The sequence below is a fragment of the Actinoplanes subglobosus genome, from assembly GCF_042650585.1.
Taxonomy (GTDB): domain Bacteria; phylum Actinomycetota; class Actinomycetes; order Mycobacteriales; family Micromonosporaceae; genus Actinoplanes; species Actinoplanes subglobosus.
The window spans coordinates 206,790-226,257 of record NZ_JBHSBL010000007.1 but is presented as its reverse complement, the minus strand read 5'-3'; the positions used below and the strand labels follow the sequence as shown (position 1 = coordinate 226,257).

The following is a 19,468-nucleotide window of genomic DNA, read 5'->3' as shown; positions in this document are numbered from 1 at the left end:
CACATCGACAGGGGGACGTGTTCATAGGGTTACTCACCGGTAGGCTACTCGTATGGCTGACAGGTACGCGAACTTCGCCAACTCCGGTCTCGGCCGGACCGTGGTCAAGCGCCTCGGGCTGCCTGATCCGCCCCGGCTGCGCCGCCATCAGGCCGGCGATCCCCTGGTCACCGGGCCGGTCCTGCTCGGCGCGGCCCCCGGCGGGCGACTCTCCGAGCCTATCCGCAAACAGCTGGAGACGGCCGGTGCCACGGTCACCGACAAGACCGACGAGGGGGTACGGGTCGGTGCGCTCGTCTTCGACGCGACAGGCATCGTCGACACCCCCCAGCTTCGTGAGCTCTACGACTTCTTCCACCCGTACGCCCGCGCCCTGGAGACCTCGGGCCGGGTTATCGTGCTCGGCTCGCCTCCGGAGACCACCGCATCGCCGAAGGAGGCGATCGCGCAGCGGAGCCTGGAGGGGCTGACCCGCAGCATCGGCAAGGAGTTCGGCCGCGGGACCACCGCGCAGCTCGTCTACGTCGCGCCCGGTGGCGAGGCCGGTGCCGAGTCGACGCTGAGGTTCCTGCTGAGCGGCCGCTCGGCGTATGTGTCCGGTCAGGTGATCCGGGTCGGTGCCGCGCCGGCGCCGGCCCCGGCCGACTGGGAGCGCCCGCTCGACGGCAGGCTCGCCCTGGTCACCGGCGCCGCCCGCGGTATCGGTGCGGCGATCGCCCGGGTGCTGGCCCGGGACGGGGCCGAGGTCATCGCGCTGGACGTGCCGGCCGCCGGTGACGCGCTCGCCGACGTGGCCAACGAGACCCGTGGCCGCGCCCTGCAGCTCGACCTGACCGCCGACGACGCGCCCGCCCGCCTCGCCGGCTATCTCGCCGCCGGGCCGCACGCCGGGATCGACATCCTGGTGCACAACGCCGGCATCACCCGGGACAAGACGATCGCGCGGATGTCCGAGGACCGGTGGGACTCGGTGATCGGCGTCAACCTGACCGCGCCCGAGCGGGTCAACGACCTGCTGCTGGAACGCGATCTGATCCCGTCCGGCGGGCGGATCATCGGTGTCGCGTCGATCGCCGGCATCGCCGGCAACCGGGGGCAGACCAACTACGCGACCAGCAAGGCCGGTGTCATCGGGCAGGTCCAGGCCTATGCGCCGCTGCTGGCCGCGCGGGGCATCACGATCAACGCGGTCGCGCCGGGCTTCATCGAGACGGCGATGACGGCGAAGATGCCGCTCGGGCTGCGCGAGGCGGGACGCCGGCTCAACAGCATGTCGCAGGGCGGGCTGCCGGCCGACGTGGCGGAGGCGATCGCGTGGTTCGCGTCGCCGGGTTCGGCCGCGGTCACCGGCAACGTGGTGCGGGTCTGCGGCCAGAGCCTGCTGGGCGCGTGACGGTGGTCTTGTCACGGGATCCGCGGTCCGGCACGGGCGCGGTCGTCTCACGGGGTCCGGGGGTCTGACATGGTCGCGGTGGTCGAACTCAGCGCCGGGCCGGGGACCACGGCGGCGTACGCCCGGGCCGCTCTCGGCATGGTCCCCGGCTTCGGCCGGTCCGGCGACACCCTGCCGGACGTGGAGGTCCGCCGCCGGGGAGTCACCGTCGACCGCGCGCACCTGGCCGCGTACGACCGGGTCTGCGGGTTCCGGCTCACCGACACGCTGCCCGCCACCTATCCGCATGTGCTCGCGTTCCCGCTGGCCATGCGCCTGATGACGGCACCGGACTTCCCGCTCCCGCTGATCGGGCTGGTGCACGTCACCAACCGCATCACCGTCCACCGGCCGATCCCGTCCGGCGCCGCCCTCGACCTGTCGGTCCGGGCCGCCGATCTCCGTGCCCACCCGCGTGGCCGGCAGTTCGACATCGTGGCCACCGCGACCCTGGACGGCGCCGAGGTGTGGCGGGGCCTCTCCACCTACCTCCGCCTCGGCCCACCCCGTGCCGACGATCCGGCCCCGCCGGCACGGCCCGCGGCGGACGACGGCGCTGAGGCGGACGACGGCACGGGAGCCGGTGGTGTGTGGCGGGTTCTGGCCCGGGTGGGCGCCGACTACGCGGCCGTCTCCGGGGATCGCAATCCGATCCACACGTCGTGGCTGGGCGCGCGGCTGTTCGGTTTCCCGCGCCCGATCGCCCACGGCATGTGGTCCAAGGCGCACGCCCTGGCCGCTCTGGAGGGCCGCCTGCCCGACGCCTACACCGTCGACGTGGCTTTCCGGAAACCCCTGCTCCTCCCGGCCCGCGCGACCTTCACCACGACGGCCACGGCCACCGGATGGTCGTTCGCCCTGGTGTCCCGGGGCCCCCACCTGACCGGAACGATCACCTGACAACCCGCGCGAAACCTGCGAGGTTTTTAATTCCATCGATGATGGTTGTCATGGCGGGACGGCGCTCGTAAAGTTACCGGCGAGTTAACCTGCTGGCGGGAGGCTGTCCGTGGAGTTCTGGCTCGACCTCAATGAAGAACAGCGTGAGCTGCGCGAGTGGGTGCACGGGTTCGCCGAGTCGGTGATCCGGCCGGCCGCCTCCGAGTGGGACGAGCGGGAGGAGACGCCCTGGCCCGTTCTGCAGGAGGCGGCGAAGATCGGGCTCTACGGGTTCGAGTTCCTCGCCAACACCTGGTCGGACATCAGCGGCCTGAGCCTGCCGATCGCCAACGAGGAGCTGTTCTGGGGCGACGGCGGCATCGGGATGGCGATCTCCGGGACGTCGCTGGCGGTCGCCGCGATCTTCGGGTCGGGTACGCCGGACCAGCTGATCGAGTGGGTGCCGCAGTGTTTCGGGGACGCCGCCGATCCGAAGGTGGCCGCGTTCTGCAGCACCGAGCCGGAGGCCGGGTCGGACGTGGCGTCGATGCGGACCCGGGCGGTCTACCACGAGGCCACCGACGAGTGGGTGCTCAGCGGCCAGAAGGCGTACGCGACGAACGGTGGCATCGCCGCGATCCACGTGGTGACGGCCAGTGTGGACCCGTCGCTCGGGTCGCGGGGGCAGGCCGCGTTCATCGTGCCGCCCGGCACCGCGGGCCTGGCCGGGACGAAGAAGCTGAAGAAGCTGGGCCTGCGAGCCTCGCACACCGCCGACGTGTTCCTCGACGACGTGCGGATCCCCGGCAGCTGCCTGCTCGGTGGCAAGGAGGCCCTGGACAAGCGGCTGGCCCGGGCCCGGGAGGCGCAGGCGACACCGGCCGCTGGGCGGCAGCGCGGCGGGCAGGCGGCGATGCGGACGTTCGAGCTGTCCCGGCCGGCGGTCGGCGCACAGGCGCTGGGCATCGCGCGGGCGGCGTACGAGTACGCGCTGGAGTACGCGAAGACCCGGGTCCAGTTCGGCCGGCCGATCATCGAGAACCAGGCGGTGGCGTTCGCGCTCGCCGACATGCGTACCGAGATCGACGCGGCGCGGCTGCTGGTGTGGCGGGCCGCGTGGATGGGCCGGAACGAGAAGCCGTTCGGTGCGGGCGAGGGCTCGATGTCGAAGCTCAAGGCCGGTGAGGTGGCGGTCGCCGTCACCGAGAAGGCGGTGCAGATCCTCGGCGGCGCCGGCTATCTGCGGGAGCACCCGGTCGAGCGGATGTACCGGGACGCCAAGATCTACACGATCTTCGAGGGCACCTCGGAGATCCAGCGGCTGGTCATCGCCCGGGCCATCTCCGGCGTGCAGATCCGCTGATGGACGCCCTGTTCATCGCCTCGACGATGGCACGGCGCGGGTTGCTCACCCCGGGCGACCCGGTGCGGGTGGCACGGCAGTTCGCGGCGCTGGGCCGATGGGGTTTCGGCCTGGCCGGGGAGGTGCGGCAGGCGGCGGCCCGCAGCCCGCACCGGATCGCGGTGCTCGACGACGAACGGCAGGTGACGTACGCCGAACTGCTGGACCGCTCGTCCCGGCTGGCCGCCGCACTGCCGGTGCGGGCCGGTGACCGGGTGGGGCTGCTGTGCCGCAACTCGGCCCGCATGCTGGAGGCACTGATCGGTGTCGCCACCCGGGGCGCCGACGCGGTGCTGATCAACACCGGGTTGTCGGCACACCAGCTCGACGCGGTCGTGCGGGCGCAGGGCCTGGCCGCGGTGATCCACGACGACGAGTTCGCCGGCCGGATCGCGGGCCTGCCGAACCGGATCGGCGAGAAGGACGTCGACGAGCTGATCGGTTCCACCCCGGCCGGCGCGACGGCCCCACCGGAGCGGCCCGGCCGGACGATCGTGCTGACGTCCGGGACGACCGGGGTGCCGAAGGGTGCACGGCGGCCGACGCCGGGCGGGTTCGGCCCGCTCTGCTCGGTCATCGACCGGATCCCGCTGCGCGCCGGCGAACGGATCATGATCGCGGCGCCGCTGTTCCACACGTGGGGCTACGCCGGCATGCAGATCGCGCTGGCACTGCGCGCGACGATCGTGCTGCGCCGCCGTTTCGACCCGGCCGACGTGGTGGCGACACTCGCCGCCCATCAGGTCACGGCGCTGGTGGCCGTACCGGTGATGCTCCAGAATCTGCTGGACGTCCCCACCGGATATCGCGGGCTGCGGGTGGCGGCGGTGAGCGGATCGGCGCTGCCGGGTGGCCTGGCCACCCGGTTCATGGACCGCTACGGCGACGTGCTCTACAACCTGTACGGCTCGACCGAGGCCTCCTGGGTCTCCATCGCCACCCCCGCCGACCTGCGGGAGGCTCCGACGACGGCGGGCCTGCCACCGCACGGCACGCGGGTCACGATCGTCGACGGCCAGATCCATGTCAGCAACGGCATGCTCTTCGAGGGCTACACCGGACAGGACGCGGCCAGCCGTGACGTCGTCGGCACCGGCGATCTGGGTCACCTCGACGAGAAGGGCCGGCTCTACGTCGACGGCCGCGCCGACGACATGATCGTCTCCGGTGGCGAGAACATCTTCCCCGGCGAGGTCGAGGACCTGCTGGCCGCGTTGCCGCAGGTCCGCGAGGTGGCCGTGGTCGGTGTCGCGGACGACGACTGGGGGCAGCGGCTGGCCGCCCATGTGGTGCTCCACCCGGACGGACGGCTCGACGCCGACGCGATCCGCGCGCACGTGCGCGCCAACCTGGCCCGGTTCAGCGTGCCCCGTGACGTGGTCTTCCTCGACGAGCTGCCGCGCAACGCCACCGGCAAGGTCCTCAAGCGGGAGCTGCGCCGCAACAGCTGAACGCGAGTTTTCCTCCCACCTGCACCAACGCGACCTCCGAGTGGACCACCGGCGTCCACAGTGGCCAGGGTGGAACGCATGCTGCTGCTGCGGGGCGACGCTTTCCAGGGCATGTTCCGGTCCTTCGAACGGACCGCCTTCCATCTGGAGGTGCGGGACGTCTACCGCACCCCCGAGGAGGCGGCGCCGTTCCAGCGGTTCCTGGACGGTGAGCCGGACGACTTCGCCTGGCAACGGCCATGGCTGGAGCTGATGCGCGAGGTCACCGAGTCGGGCCGCAGCGTCCGGCGGCTCCGGGTGGTGCCGGTGCCGCACGTGGACTACACGCGGTGGCTGCTGAGCATCTCCGGGTTCAACGTGGAGGCCGGGGAGGAGATCCGGTGGCTGCCCCGGGCCGCGGTGCGGGGGCTGCCGGTCGCCGACGACGACTTCTGGCTCCTCGACGACCGGAGGGTGGTGTTCACGCTGTTCGAGGCGGACGGGTCGGGCGCCGGCGGCGCCGTCACCGAGGACCCGGCGATCGTCCGGCACTGCGTCCGGGTCCGGGCCGCGCTGTGGGCGGCCGGGACCCCGCACGACGACTACGTCAAAGGTTGACCTCGATCCGCATCGCGGCGCCCGCCTCCGTGCGCCGCGGCAGCGTCGCCGGGTCCGGCAGGTCGAGCAGGTCGTTCTCCGGAGCCGCGATCAGCCCGTTGCGGTGCGCTATCAACCGGCCGGCCGACACCAGCTCGTCGAGCATCGCGGCGAGCCGGGCCGTACCGGTCCGGCTGCCGCTCCACCCGAACAACCGGCCGGCCGCGGCGAGCAGGTCCTCCCCCTCGACCAGGCCCGCGTCCAGCACCAGGTACTCCAGGGCCAGCTGCAGCTCGGCGTCGGCGACCTGATCGGGTTTGCGGTTCACCCCGTCGGCGGGCACCCGGACCGCGGGGATCGGTGCGTCCGGCGCGGTCACGAAGACGCCGTCGAACCCGGCCCGGGACTGCGTGACCGCCGCCTCGATGGCCGCCTTGAGCTGCTGGGTGAGCCGGTTGAGGCCCCACGCCTCACGGATCCGGCGGGTCAGGACGGCGATGTGCACCGGGCCTTCGACCTCGGCGATGTGCTCGACCGTCCGTACCAGCAGGCGGCGGGCCGCGTCGTCGTCGAGCCGGGTCGCGGCCGGCAGCGGTGCCACCTCGGCCCGCTCGTAGGGCAGCGCCCACTCGGGCCGCTGCGCCGGCCGGCTGGTCAGCGTCTCCTCCGGCAGGTCGGCGAAGACGTCCGGGGTGGCGAGGGCGTTCTCGACGGCGACCCGCAGCCGGGCCTCCTCGGTCTCCCGGTCGGTGTGCCAGGCGACGCTCCACACCCGGTGCAGGTGCCAGCCGAGGCCGGTCAGGATCTGGTCCTGGAGGCGGTCCCGGTCGCGGGCCGACGGTGCGGCGCCGTCGCAGCGGACTCCGAGGACGTACGAGTCGCCGAGGCGGACACCGAGACCGATCGCCACCGGGTCGCACGGGTGCCCCCAGCTCTCCAGGACGTCACGGATCGACTCCTCGATCGGGCTGAGCTCCCGCGGCCCGGCCGAGGGGCCACCGCGTTCGGCGTAGTCGAGGTAGGCGGCGAGCCGGCGTTCGCCCTCACCACCGGGCTCGTCGCGGTCGGCGGCGCTGATCGCGGAGACCACCTCGACCCGCTGCCGGGCCCGGGTGATCGCCACGTCGAGACGCCGGGCACCGGTCGGCCCGCCGGCCGCACCCAGGTCGGCGCCGGTGGACAGGATGATCACGTCCCGTTCGTCGCCCTGCGCCGCATCGGCCCCCTCGACCACGAAGTCACCGAGGAAACCCTCCAGATCGGGACGGCCGGCCAGGGCCGCCTCGACCGCGTCGGCGATGCCGTCGGCGTGCGCCGCGGTCAACGTGATCACGCCCAGCGACAGCGACGGCCGGGTGGTCAGGTGGTGCAGCACCCGGTCGGCGACCGCGGCGGCCTCGGTCTCCGGATCCGCCGGGAACAACCGCACGCCCAGGTCCGGCCCGGTCGCGTGCGCCGACGGGTAGGTGACCAGCCGGTCCTGGTAGAAGGCCTGGTTGGCGAAGGCGATCAGGCTCTCGTGCCGGCTGCGGTAGTGACTGGTCAGCCCGAGCCGGGTGAACGCGCCGCAGTCGTTCGCCACCACCAGCACCGACGGCTGGTCACCGGCCGGCGGCAACTGCGCGTCGTCGCCGACGATCACCAGCGACGTACCGCGGTAGGCGCAGGCGGCCGCGGCGGCCGGGGTCATCCGGGACGCCTCGTCGATCACCACGACATCGAACGCGGCCTGCGGCGGCAGCAGCCGGCTCACCGCCGACGGCGGCATCACCAGGCACGGCTTCAGGGCGGCGACGGTGTCCCAGGCGGCGGCCAGCTGGTCACGGACCGGGAGGTGGCCGTCCGGCTTCTCCCCCTCGGCCCGGATCAGGGCCGGGCCGCCCGGGCCGGTGACGGACGGGCGGCGGGAGTTCAGCGCCTCGACGACGGTGCCGGCCGCGTCCTGCACCAGCTCGGCGTCGAGACGGCGGAACTCGGCGGTCAGCTCGTCCCGGCCGGCCGACGTGAGCGGCTGCAGACGTTCGTCCTCCGCGATGATCCCGTCGATCCACGCCCGGTAGGCGGCCCGCTCGATCACATCACCGAGCCGGCCCACGTCCACCCCGTGGTCGGCGCAGTAGTCTACGACGGTGTCCAGCCCGTACTCGGCCAGCGTGCCGCGGGCGGCCAGATACTCGAACCACTCCGCCTGGCCGGTGTCGTCGTCGAGCAGATCACGCAGCAGGTCACGGGCCGTCTCGTAACGGTCGAGCGCGGTACCGAGGCGGACCTGCCGGGCCGGGCCGAAAGCGTCGATGATCCGCTGACGGGCGACCTGCCAGGCCTCCAGGAGCCGGGTCAGGTCGGGTGCCGGCCGGCCCGCGGTCATCGCCTGGGCCTGCTCGTTGTTGAGCGCCGCGTCGGTGCCGGTACGCAGCGTACGGGCGTGCACCGTCCACTCCAGCGCGTCCTCCAGCTGCCGCAGGTCGGTCTGCTTGCCGCGGAACACCGGCCCGAGGGTGGTCTCGTAGCCGTGGGTGGCACCGGCGAACGCCCGCTCGGCGTCGATCACGCCCTGCCGTACCTCGATGACGCCCGTCGCCTCGGCGACCGTCAGGTCCCGGCCGATCGCGTCGCCCAGCTGCCGCAGAATGGCGGCGGTGTCGCGCAGCGGCCCGACCTGGGCGCGCATCCAGGCGATGGCGTGCTGGACCGGGCCGTGGCCCAGCTCCGGCCGGCCCGCCGGGTCGGGTTCCGGGCGCAGGGTGGCACGCCAGTGGCGGAACACGTCGCGGGCCTCGGTGACCGCCCGGTGCAACTCGTCGCCGGTGGTGTGCGGGGCGCAGACATGGTCGACGACCTGGCCCAGCGCCTCCGGCGGAGTCACCCGCAGCACCTCGGCGACGGTCTGCAAGGCCCGGCCGATCGCCGGGAAGTCGGTGTCGAGCCGCTTCCAGTAGCGCCCGAGCATGCCGGCGAGCTGCCGTTCCGCGGCGATCAGGCCCTCCTGGGCGCGACGCCACGCGACGGCGAGACCGAGTTCCGCGACCGCCTCGTCGATACCGACGCCGGGCTGGGTGAACCCGGCGACGGCCTCCTTGTCGCGCCGGTGCGGGGCGAGCAGCTTGCGGGCGCCGCGGTGCACGGTCGCGAAACGTTCGGCGAGATCCTCGACCGGCTCGGTGAGCACGGCATCGGTGAAGATCTCGTGGGCCGCGGCCCGGGCCGCGGCGACCGCGTCGACGTGCAGGCGCAGCGTGCCGGCCGCGGTGTGCACCGCCGACTGGGAGCCGGGCGAGAACCAGTTGCGTTCCGGCTTGTCGGGCCGGGCGCCGAGGTCGGCGATCAGATGGACCAGCTCGACGTCGGAGAAGGTGATCACGTCCGGCAGGCCGAGCCGGGTGGTCGCCCGCTCCAGGTTGCGATGCTGGTGCTCCAGTTCGTCGGCGTCGGCGGTGAACCGGCCGGCCAGCGCCTTGACGTCGGCGGCGGTGAGCGGTTCGGTACGCACGGCCGGCGGTTCGAGCCGCGGCGGTTCGGGGACGGCGTCGAGATCCATCGGGGCGGCGAGCACCTCCCAGCCGACCCCGGCCCGATGCCGGACCGCTTCGGCGGCACGGCGGCTGACCTCCAGCCGCTGCGCGAGTTCCTCGGCGGCCAGCCGGACCGGACGCAGGCTGGTCGCGGTCAGCCACTGGTCGGCGACACCGGGCGGGCGCTGCGCGGCGTGCTCGGCGATCTCCCCGAGGGTGGCCGCGTCGGTCGGCAGCCGCAGGTGGAAGGCCGCGGTCAGGGCCGCGTTCTCGCCGGCGGCAGCGGCCAGCCCCTCCAGCGCGACCAGCGCCTCCTGGAGCGCCTCGGCGAGCGGCTCCCGCTCCACCACCTCACGCCACCGGAAACCGCCGCGCTCGTTGGCCGGCCGCCACGCCCGGGTGAGGCGCCCGGCGGCGGCACGGACACGGTCCAGGGCCTCGTCGGTCAGGGCGCCGGCGTGCAGGGCCGGCGCCGGCGCCTCCGGCACCTCGGCGAGACGCGCGAAACGGCCGATCATCTCGTGCAGGCTGCGGGTCAGCGGTGGGCGCGGTTCGTGCACGGCGCGGGCGTACGCGTTGAGCTGCTCCCGCCGTTCCCGGAGCAGTTCCCGCGCGTCGGCGTCCATGCCGGGCCCCGGAAGGGCGGCGGCGTCCAGCGCGGCCGCCAGCGCCGCCGCGACCTGCTTGCGGGAGGCACGCGCGCCGTGCAGATCGAGCAGATAGTTGCCGAGCCCCGCGGCGGCCAGCCGATGCTGGACGGTGTCCAGGGCCGACGCCTTCTCGGAGACGAACAGCACCCGCTTCCCGGCGTACGCGAGCGCGCCGATCATGTTCGCGATGGTCTGCGACTTACCGGTGCCGGGCGGTCCGTCGACGACGAAGCTGTGCCCCTCACAGGCGGCCGCCACACAGGCGCGCTGGGCGGCATCCGCATCCAGGACCAGCGGCACGTCGTCGGGCGGAGCCAGGACATCGATCTCGCCGGCGGCGACCGGCTCGAACGCGAACGCGCCCGGCGTGACGTCGGCCGCGGCCAGCGCCCGTACCACCGGGTGTGCCAGGACGCGGTCCTCGTTCTCCAGCAGGTCCCGGTGGATCGCCTCGGCGGCCGGGTCGAAGCGGGCCAGCACCACCATGGCGGCGGTCCGCCACCCGGAGCGGCGGCTGACCGCGGCGCTGATCGCGGCGGTCAGCGCCTCGACGTCGAAATCGGCCAGGTCGGCACCGTCGAGCAGGTCGTCGACCTCGGGCAGGGTGACACCGAGGCGGGACAGCCGGGCGGCCAGCGCCGGGTTGACGATCGGGTCACCGGCGCCGGCCCGCAGCCGCGGTATCTCACCGGGGCCGAGGGTGACCAGGTCGGCGGGGATCAGCAGCAGCGGGCTGGCGTGCGCGGCACCGTCGGTGTCCTGCCAGTGCAGCAGGCCGACGGCCAGGTGCAGCACGTCGACGCCACGGTCGGCCTGCTCCAGCTGGGCGTGCCGGCGCAGGCGGCGCAGCAGCGGTTTGAGCACCCCGTCCGGCAGGTCGGTCCGCAGGGCGCCGGTGGTCTTCCGCGCACCGGCGCCGGTCAGCGGACAGTCGCGGCCGTGGCGGAGGGCCGCCACCACCCCCGCCGGGTCGGGGGCGACGATCTCGACGAGATCGGCGCCGCCGCGCGGCAGGTCGATGAGGCGGTTGGCGCCACCGGGGTCGACGAGCCCGTCACGCCAGGCCGCGAGCGCAGCCCGGACGTCGTCGCCCGGGCCGGCAGGTCCTTCAGCATCATCCGGCCGCATGTGCCCATTCCAGCAAGGCCATCGGGGCCACGTTGCCGATTTGCCCGCAAATGGCAGGCATATTAGCCGGACATATCGCCCGCGAGGCGCGGCCCGGCGAGGTAAACCACCCCGTCAACCCGCCGAAGCCCCGCCCCCCGAAACCTCTCTGTGCTCCGGCTAGCCGGTACCTGTCCGGCGTCCAACCGGCCGGCCTCGGCCGGACCTCAGCAGGTAACGGGTTGCCGGATAACCGGCCTGACGTCCGGCTAGCCGGACGTCAGGCCGGAGGGCGGACTGGAGGTCAGGCCGGGTGGCGCTGGGCTACCAGGACCGCGTCCCGGATGGTGATCGCGCGGCCCTCCGGGTCGGTCGCCGGGCGGGGGCGGGCCTCCGCGGTGACGATCTTCCAGCTGTCGGACGGCAGGAGCGCGGCGATCTCCTCGGCGGTGAACAGCATGTCCGGGAAGTGCATCCGGCCGACGAACGTCGCCAGGTCCGACGGGTGGTGACCGACGACGAGCAGGGTGCCGCCCGGAGCGACGGCCCCGGCCAGGCGGGTGTACAACTCCCGGCGCGGCTCCGGCGGAAGGTGCATGAACTGGGCGCTCACCAGGTCGTACCCCTGATCGGGGTGGTCCTGCTGAAGGTCGGCGTGCCGGAAGGTGATCCGCTCGCCGACTCCCGCCGCTTCGGCGTGCCCGGCCGCCCGGCCGAGGGCGACCGTGGAGATGTCGACCGCGGTGACCTCCCAGTCCCGCTGGGCGAGCCATACCGCGTCGGCGCCCTCACCGCAGCCCACGTCCAGGGCGCGGCCCGCGGGCAGCCCGCTGACCTCGGTGACCAGGACCGGGTTGGGCTTGCCGCTCCAGATGGCGTCCCGGCCGCGGTAGCGGTCCTCCCAGGCGTCCTCGGTGAACATCGTCGCGATCCGGTCGCGGTAGGCGGTGACCGCGTTCCTGGTGTCTTCGGCGATCAGGTCCATGTTGATCGCCGCGCCCGCGGTCTGCCCGCCGGCGATCGCGACCGCGACGGTGGCGCCGAGGTTCGTCACATTGCCGGCCACCCACACGCCCGGCACGGTGGTGGCGCCGCTCTCGTCGGCGGAGATCCGCCGGCCGAGCACGTGCCCGTGCATCTCGAAACCGGCTGCTTCCAGGCCCAGCGACTCCAGTACCCCGGAACGGGCGGTGAACCGGGGGCCGGCCACCACCGCGTCGACGGCCACCACGTCACCGCCGGCGAGGCGGACCCCGGCGAGCCGGCCACCGGACACCTGGAGGCCCTCGATCGCTCCGGGCACGACCGGGATGCCGCGGGCCGCGAGTTCCTCGGACGGCCCGGCGGCGAACGCCTCACCGCCGTTGAGCAGGATGAGCACGTGTGGGCTGATCTGCCGCCACATCTGCGCCTGGATCACGCTGAGCGGCCCGTTCGCGATCACGCCGATCCGCTGGTCGCGCAGTTCCCAGCCGTGGCAGTACGGGCAGTGCGCCACGTCCCGGCCCCAGCGTTCGGCCAGGCCCGGGATGTCGGGGAGTTCGTCGACGAGGCCGGTCGCGACGAGCAGGCGACGGCCGTACACCTCGCGGTCGTCGTCGAGGATCACCCGGAATCCGTCGCCGTCCCGGGCCGCTGACGTGGCCCGCCCGTCGGTCACCTCGGCGCCGTAGCCGGTGAGTTCGGCCCGGCCGGCGGCCAGCAGGTCCCCGGGCGGTGTGCCGTCGCGGCCGAGCAGGTTGTGCATGTGTGCGGCCGGCGCGTTGCGTGGCTCGCCGCTGTCGACGACGAGCACCGACCGTCGTGACCGGGCCAGCGCCAGCGCACCGCTCAGGCCGGCCGCGCCGCCACCGATCACCACGACGTCGTAGGTGTGCTTCTCCACCGGTGTACTCCTTCTCTCGCCCGTCCTCTGCCCTCACCGTGCCCGCGCTCCCGCCGAGTGGCAACTATCGTTGCCGTTATGGCAAAAGCGCTCACCGCTGTCGGGCCCCGCCTGCGCGAGCTGCGACAACGACGTGACCTGACGCTCACCCGGCTGGCCGAGACCACCGGCATCTCGGTGAGCACCCTGTCGCGTCTCGAATCGGGCACCCGCAAACCGACCCTCGAACTGCTCCTGCCGCTCGCCGAGGCATATCAGGTCACCCTCGACGAGCTGGTCGACGCGCCGGAGACCGGCGACCCGCGGATCCGGGCCCGTCCGGTGCAGCGCGACGGGCACACGTTCATCCCGCTCAGCCGGCGGCCGGGCGGGCCGCAGGCCTTCAAGCAGATCCTGCCGCCCGGGCCTCCGCCGTGCGGGCAGGAACAGCAGACCCATGAGGGGTACGAGTGGCTCTACGTCCTGTCCGGCCGGGTCCGGCTGTTGCTCGGTGAGCATGACCTGCTCCTGGAGCCGGGTGAGGCCGCCGAGTTCGACACGCGGTTGCCGCACTCGGTGGCGAACGCCGGCCCGGAGCCCGCTGAACTGATCAACATCTTCGGTCCGCAGGGCGAGCGCCTGCACGTCCGGGCCCGGCCCCGCTGACCCGGACCACCCACGACGCCGCACCTCAAGATCCGGTCTTTGCGGGGTGTGGTACGGGTGGCAGGCTGTGGGCCATGAAGGTTCTGCTGCCCGGTTCGATCGCGCTCGACCCGGAGCTGCCCGCCGGGGTCCGGGCTGTCGTCTACGACGTGCGGGCGCCTGTTCCGGAGGAGCACCTCGACGCCGAGGTCTACGTGGTCTGGGGCAATTCGGCGGGCAACCTCGCCGACGCGGCCCGGCGGCTGGAGGCGGTCCGGTGGGTGCAGACGCTCGCGGCGGGGCCGGACGCGGTGCTCCAGGCCGGGTTCGCCGCCGACGTGGTCGTCACCGCCGGGCTCGGGCTGCACGACCGGACCGTCGCCGAGCACACCCTGGGTCTGGTGCTGGCCGCGGCCCGGCGGCTGAACCTGCTGGTCCGGGCACAGCTCGGGCGGCGCTGGGCGGGTGAGCTCGGTGGACTGCAGCCGGTCCGGGAGGTCGGCTCCTTCCGGACCCTCGGTGACGCCCGGGTGGTGATCTGGGGTTTCGGTGGTATCGCGGCCCGGCTCGCGCCGCTGCTCGCCGCTCTCGGGGCGAAGGTGACCGGGGTGGCGCGGCATGCCGGTGAGCGGCACGGGTTCCCGGTCGTCACCGAGGCCGATCTGCCCGGCCTGCTCCCGTCGGCCGATCTGCTGATCAACATCCTGCCGGCCACGCCGGAGACCGAGCGGATCCTCGGTACGGCGGTGCTCGACCGGCTGCCCGCGCACGCCTGGGTGGTGAACGTCGGCCGCGGTGCCACTCTCGACGAGTCCGCCCTTCTCGCCGCGATCCGGGCGGGCCGGCTGGCCGGTGCGGCGCTCGACGTCTTCGAGACCGAGCCTCTGCCCGTGACGTCCGGCCTCTGGGACGAGCCGAACGTGATCATCACCCCGCACGCGGCGGGTGGTCGTCCGGAGGGCGCATCCGCTCTGATCAGCGAGAACGTCGCCGCCTACCGGGAGGGCCGCCCGCTCCGCAACGTCGTCGCCCGCTGATCGCGGGGCCGGGCGGATCAGTTCCTCTCGTAGAGGGCTACCGTCGCGCTCTTGGCCTGCCAGAAGCCGACCCGGTGGTAGCCGGCCGTGATGTAGGGCCGCAGGTCGGTCCGGGCGGTGAGTGGATCGTCGCGCCGGTCCGCCGTGGCGAGCCAGATCCGCGGGGCCCCGGCGACCCGGGAGACGGCGTCCTGGTACTCGGTGGCGATGAGCCACCCGGTCTGCGCCGACGGCACCTCGACCAGTACGTCCGCGGGCGCGGCGGGTTGGCGTCGCAGGTAGTAGCCGGTCCCGGCGCGGATGGCCCGGTTGCGGGCGGGGTAGACGACGATGTCGCCGGGCCGGGTGTCCGACCCGATGATCTGCGCGATGGTCCGGTAGTCGGGTCCGTTCTTGGCGGTGGGCCGGCGGACCGCGCGCTCGCCGGGGACCGCGGCGAACCCGATCAGCAGGAGCACGGCGACGACCCGGGCGATGGTGTACCGGGGTCGTTCGTCGCGGCCACCGAGCAGGGACACCGCCGCGAGCAGGGCCAGCGGCGCGAGGACGACCAGCAGGTAGCGGGCCACCCACATGGGCGAGACCAGCGCGGACACGACGGCCACGGCACCGAGCGGGACGACGGCGTAGACGACGATCGGGAGCAGGCGCCGGCCCGGCCGCCAGACCGCGAGGACAGCGAGGCCGATCAGCAGCCAGGCGACCTCGGGGGAACCGGTGATGTCGCCGGGCATGTCCCGGATGCGGGCGAGGGTGATCGGTTTGACCCAGTGGAGCTGGGTGTCCTCCTGGGTGGCGCCGAGGTAGGCGAACGGCAGCACCGGCAGGACCGCCACCCCGGCGGTCAGCGCCCATCGCCGTAGGTGGCGTCGCCCGTTCACGGCCAGGTAGGCGGCGTGCGCGGCGAGGGTGGTGAGGGCGATCAGGTGGGCGAGGCCGAGGAACAGGACGCTCACCCCGTACCAGATCCAGGGCAGTCGCCCGCCCTTCTGGACCGCCCGGACCAGCAGGAGCAGGGCGAGCGCCGCGAAGAGGCAGGCGAAGGCGTAGGGGCGGGCCTCGGCCGCGTATCGCGAGGTGTTCGGCACGAGGCAGAGGAGCAGCCCGGCGACGAGACCGGTGGCCGGGGTGAACAGCCGCCGCCCGAGCTCGGCGGCGAGCGCGACCGCGCCGGCCATCGCGAGGATCGACGGCAGGCGCAGGGCGACCTCGGAGGTGCCGGCGATCGCCGTCCAGAAGTGCAGGAACAGGTAGTAGGGGCCGAAGACGGCGTCCAGGTTGGGGATCAGGTCGAGGATCTGCGGCACCGACCGGGAGGCGACCTCGGCCGAGGTGACCTCGTCCCAGCTGAGGACCGGCCGCCCGGCGCCGACCAGGGCGACGACGAGCATGAGCAGGCCGGGGACGAGCGGGATGAACCGGCGGCCGTCCGGCAGCGACGTCCGGGCGCGGGGTGCGGGCGCGACCGGTGGGGTGGCCGACGACGGGCTGTCCATCGGTCTCCTGGGAGCTGGTGCAGTCCCCGACCTCGTCGTGGTCCGCGTCTCGCTCAACCCCGTCACCCCCGCGGTGTTCGGCACCTGCTCAGCAGCCCTGACCGGTGAGGAACACGGCGGCCAGGGGCGGCGCGGTTCACTTGAGGCCCCCGCCTTCCCCACCCTGGCCCGCGCAAACCACCCGGCCGGGCACCTCACGGCCTCATTGGCACGAAACAGCGAGTCCTAAGGTACGACCGGAGCACCAGCCCATGCCACGAGAAGCCGGTCACGTTCCGCGACGGTGCCGATGGCCGGCCGCCGCTCGGGCCGGTGGGCGTACTCGTGGATCACCCGGGCCAGGAAGAGCGCGTCGACCCCGTGTGCCGTCAGGATGTAGCGGCGGGGCCGCCAGCCCCGATTGCGGATCAGGCGCTCGTCGGAGCAGGTCAGCACCACCTGGTCCCGGCCGAGGGAGACCGCCGGGTAGTCGACGCCGGCGAACGCCTCCCACGGGATGAACATGGTGCCGAACGCCTGCACGTCCTCGATCCCGGTGGGTAGCAGGCGCACCCGGCCCGGCCGGAGCAGCTGGCCCCAGGCGAGCAGGATCAGCACCGCCCAGAAGACGCCGTAGGCCAGGCCGACGCCCATCGTCGTGTCACCGCCGGACACCTCGGACGGGAGCCGTACGAGCGATGTCGTGGAGAGGAACGTGGCGCCGGCCATGAGCAGGACGAGGAAGGCGTTGTTGGTGGCGCTGAAGGCGGGTGGTTCGGCGCCGGTCTCCAGGGCGACCGGGTGGAACCACAGGTGGGCGGCGATGGCCAGCCCGAACACCACGGCCACGATCAGGCCGGTGACACCCCCGGCGGCGTCGAGCAGGCCGACCGCCACGGCGAGCGCCAGAGCGACCGCGAGAGAGACGGCCGGATGACGCCCCACCTGCGTGAACACCTTGTTGGCCACGGCGTCATGGTAGGCGGGGCGGGCGTGGAGCGGCCATGGTTCGTTCAACCCACGGCCGCTCCCCCGGTCGTCAGCTGCCGATCGGGCCGCCGTCCTTGCGCCAGGTCACGACGACGCCGGGCTTGGCGAAGTCGCCGTCGGGCCAGACCGAGGCCGGCTTGTCGACCGACGCGCCGGTGATCTCGCCGGGGTGCTGGACCGCGACGAAGACCGACTTGTCGTCGGCGGTGATGAACGGGCCGCAGGTCTCGGCGCCCTTGGGCACGGTCAGGAACTGGCGCAGGTGGCCGCGCTCCTTACCCTCGATCGGCGTGGCGAACAGGCCGTCGTTGCTGCCCAGCGCGTTGCCGTCGGTGGAGATCCACAGGTTGCCGGCGCTGTCGAAGGCGACGTTGTCCGGGCAGGAGATCGGGGAGACCGCGGTCTTGTCGTAGCCGCCGAAGTAGGTGTCGGCCGCGGCCGGGTCACCGCACACGATCGGCAGCTGCCAGGTGAAGGTGAGACCGGTGTGGTCGCCACGGTCCTCGGTGATCTCGAAGATGTGGCCGTGCTTGTTGGCGTTGCGCGGGTTGGCCTCGTCCGGCTTGGCGTTCGTGCCGACACCACGGTTGGTGTTGTTGGTCATCGCCGCGTAGATCTTGCCGGTGCGCAGGCTCGGCTGGACGTCCTCGGGCCGGTCCATCTTGGTGGCGCCGACGGCGTCACCGGCGAGCCGGGTGAAGGTGAGCACGTCGACGGCGGTCATGCCGGGTACGAACGAGGTGTTGCCGGAGACCAGCTTGATCCACTGGCCCTTGCCGTCGAACTTCCCGTCGGCGGGCAGTTTGCCGGTGCCGTCGATCTCGGCCGGGTCGCTGTCGCCGGTGACCTTGGCGACGTAGAGCGTGCCCGACTCCAGCAGGGTGAGGTTGTGCTTGCGGGCCCACGGCGCGTCGCTGTCGATGTACTTCTTGTCCGACACGAACTTGTACAGGTAGTCGAAGCGCTCGTCGTCACCCATGTACGCGACGACCTTGCCGTTCTTCGCGACGATGACGTTGGCGCCCTCGTGCTTGAAACGGCCCATGGCGGTGTGCTTGCGCGGGCGGCCCTCGGGGTCGAACGGGTCGACCTCGACGATCCAGCCGAACCGGTTGGCCTCGTTGGGGTGCAGGGCCAGGTCGAAGCGCTCCTGCGCCCGCTCCCACTTGCGGTTGCCGCTCGGGTAACGGGCTGTGGTGGAGATGCCGTAGCGGGCCAGCTTCGGCTTGGCGTCGGCCGGAGCCGCGTCGCCGCCGACGAAGTACTGGTTGAAGTTCTCCTCGCCGGAGAGCACGGTGCCCCACGGGGTGACGCCGCCGGCGCAGTTGTTGAGCGTGCCGATGACGATCCGGCCGGACGGGTCGGCCGCGGTCTGGACGACCGGCGAGCCGGCGACCGGGCCGGTCAGCTTGAACTCGGTCGCCAGCGCCGTGATCCGGCGGTTGAACCGGCGGTCGCGGCCCTTGTAGACCTGCCATTTGCCGCCGCGGCCGGGGCGGGTGATCTGCACGACGGAGAGGCCGTGCGCCGCCATCGCGACCTTCAGCTGCTCGACGCTGAGGTTGTCCAGGCTGGTGAAGCCACGGAACATCAGGTCCTCGTTGGTGTACTCGTGGTTGACCACGAGCAGCGCGCACTCCTTGTCACCCGGGATCGGGATGACGCCGACGAAGTCGTTGTTGTAACCGAACTGCTTCGACTGGGCAGCCGCGGTCTGGTTGTCCACGTCGAAGACGGGCGCGCCGGGCACCACGGCGTCACCCCAGCGGATCACCACGGACGACTCGTAGCCGGCCGGGATGGTGACCTGGTCCAGGGTGTTCGGGGCGACGGTCTCGAAGGTGAGCCGGCCGGCCTTGTGGTGGTGGCGGCCGTGGCCGAGGGCACCGCCGAGCGGGGCCGTCTCGACGGGAGCGGCCATCGCGGGCGAGGCGGCGGCGAGCGCGGAGCCGCCGAAGCCGAGCACCATGGCGCCGACGGCGCCGGCGCGGACCACGCCGCGGCGGGTCATCTCGGCGTTGACAACATCGCCCAGGTACGGGTTGTCCGACTCGTTCGGGGCGGGGTGGTCACAGGCGTTGCCACAGCGGTACAGACAGGTCATCGCGTCACGGCTACCGCCGCTGTGTCCCAGCAGCGGCAGCAGTCGGCGACTGAAGTCTGGCATCGGTTCGTTCTCCTCGGTCTCTCGTCACCATGCGATGACGGGCTGAGCGGACGCTAAAAGTCCAGGTGTACGGCGACCTCCCCGCCCGGGTGGATCGAAGGTGAACGAGGCATGAACCTCCGTCACGTTCATCCGGGATCGGTGGGGTGCGGGCCCGGGGCACGGGCGCTGACCGAGAAAGCGCGCTACCACGACGCGGAACGCCTGCGCGCGGTTCTTGCTGGTTAACGCTAACAAATTGAGCGTCCTGGCCTTTCAGCGCTGCAAACATCGAGCCGAGC

At 72.9% G+C, this 19,468-nt stretch carries 12 protein-coding genes; 7 read left to right on the top strand and 5 right to left on the bottom strand.

What is annotated here, in order from left to right:
- Positions 1-52: 52 nt before the first annotated feature.
- The 5 genes from ACFO0C_RS09965 to ACFO0C_RS09945 all read left to right on the top strand — a co-directional run bounded on the left by ACFO0C_RS09965 (position 53) and on the right by ACFO0C_RS09945 (position 5,761).
- On the top strand, positions 53-1,393 hold the full coding sequence (locus tag ACFO0C_RS09965) for a 3-oxoacyl-ACP reductase (protein ID WP_378066289.1): 1,341 nt from the start codon (positions 53-55) through the stop codon (positions 1,391-1,393).
- Positions 1,394-1,462: 69 nt separating this feature from the next.
- Entirely contained in the window at positions 1,463-2,332 is an 870-nt protein-coding gene (locus tag ACFO0C_RS09960; protein WP_378066288.1) for a MaoC/PaaZ C-terminal domain-containing protein, read from the top strand.
- Positions 2,333-2,441: 109 nt separating this feature from the next.
- A complete protein-coding gene (locus tag ACFO0C_RS09955) occupies positions 2,442-3,674 on the top strand; it encodes an acyl-CoA dehydrogenase family protein (RefSeq protein WP_378066287.1) in 1,233 nt (410 codons plus the stop codon).
- Complete coding sequence (locus ACFO0C_RS09950) at positions 3,674-5,164, top strand: AMP-binding protein (protein ID WP_378066286.1); 1,491 nt, start codon at positions 3,674-3,676, stop codon at positions 5,162-5,164. Before ACFO0C_RS09955 ends, ACFO0C_RS09950 begins: the two co-directional genes overlap by 1 nt.
- Before the next feature lie 78 nt (positions 5,165-5,242).
- Entirely contained in the window at positions 5,243-5,761 is a 519-nt protein-coding gene (locus ACFO0C_RS09945) for a DUF6879 family protein (RefSeq protein ID WP_378066322.1), read from the top strand.
- Here the strand turns inward: ACFO0C_RS09945 and ACFO0C_RS09940 are convergent.
- Together ACFO0C_RS09940 and ACFO0C_RS09935 are read right to left on the bottom strand one after the other, a co-directional pair.
- Complete coding sequence (locus ACFO0C_RS09940; protein WP_378066285.1) at positions 5,751-11,030, bottom strand: DUF3320 domain-containing protein; 5,280 nt, start codon at positions 11,028-11,030, stop codon at positions 5,751-5,753. The genes ACFO0C_RS09945 and ACFO0C_RS09940 overlap by 11 nt on opposite strands.
- 283 nt (positions 11,031-11,313) lie before the next feature.
- Positions 11,314-12,894, bottom strand: coding sequence for an FAD-dependent oxidoreductase (locus ACFO0C_RS09935; protein ID WP_378066284.1), 1,581 nt, complete (start codon positions 12,892-12,894; stop codon positions 11,314-11,316).
- A gap of 78 nt (positions 12,895-12,972) precedes the next feature.
- On the opposite strand from ACFO0C_RS09935, the gene ACFO0C_RS09930 reads away from it, so the two are divergent.
- Positions 12,973-13,539 carry a helix-turn-helix domain-containing protein gene (locus tag ACFO0C_RS09930; protein ID WP_378066283.1) on the top strand — a complete coding sequence of 189 codons (567 nt, stop codon included), beginning with the start codon at positions 12,973-12,975 and terminating at the stop codon, positions 13,537-13,539.
- A 74-nt stretch (positions 13,540-13,613) separates the two neighbouring features.
- Positions 13,614-14,555: a phosphoglycerate dehydrogenase gene (locus ACFO0C_RS09925; protein ID WP_378066282.1), complete on the top strand. Its 942-nt coding sequence runs from the start codon at positions 13,614-13,616 to the stop codon at positions 14,553-14,555.
- 17 nt (positions 14,556-14,572) lie between these two features.
- Here the strand turns inward: ACFO0C_RS09925 and ACFO0C_RS09920 are convergent, their stop codons facing one another.
- The 3 genes from ACFO0C_RS09920 to ACFO0C_RS09910 all read right to left on the bottom strand — a co-directional run bounded on the left by ACFO0C_RS09920 (position 14,573) and on the right by ACFO0C_RS09910 (position 19,187).
- Positions 14,573-16,051 (bottom strand): glycosyltransferase family 39 protein, encoded by a 1,479-nt coding sequence (locus tag ACFO0C_RS09920; RefSeq protein ID WP_378066281.1) that lies wholly within the window; start codon positions 16,049-16,051, stop codon positions 14,573-14,575.
- A 225-nt stretch (positions 16,052-16,276) separates the two neighbouring features.
- Positions 16,277-16,999: a hypothetical protein gene (locus ACFO0C_RS09915; protein WP_378066280.1), complete on the bottom strand. Its 723-nt coding sequence runs from the start codon at positions 16,997-16,999 to the stop codon at positions 16,277-16,279.
- A 70-nt stretch (positions 17,000-17,069) separates the two neighbouring features.
- Positions 17,070-19,187, bottom strand: a complete 2,118-nt coding sequence (locus ACFO0C_RS09910) for a PhoX family protein (RefSeq protein ID WP_378066279.1) — start codon at positions 19,185-19,187, stop codon at positions 17,070-17,072.
- Between the last annotated feature and the right edge of the window lie 281 nt (positions 19,188-19,468).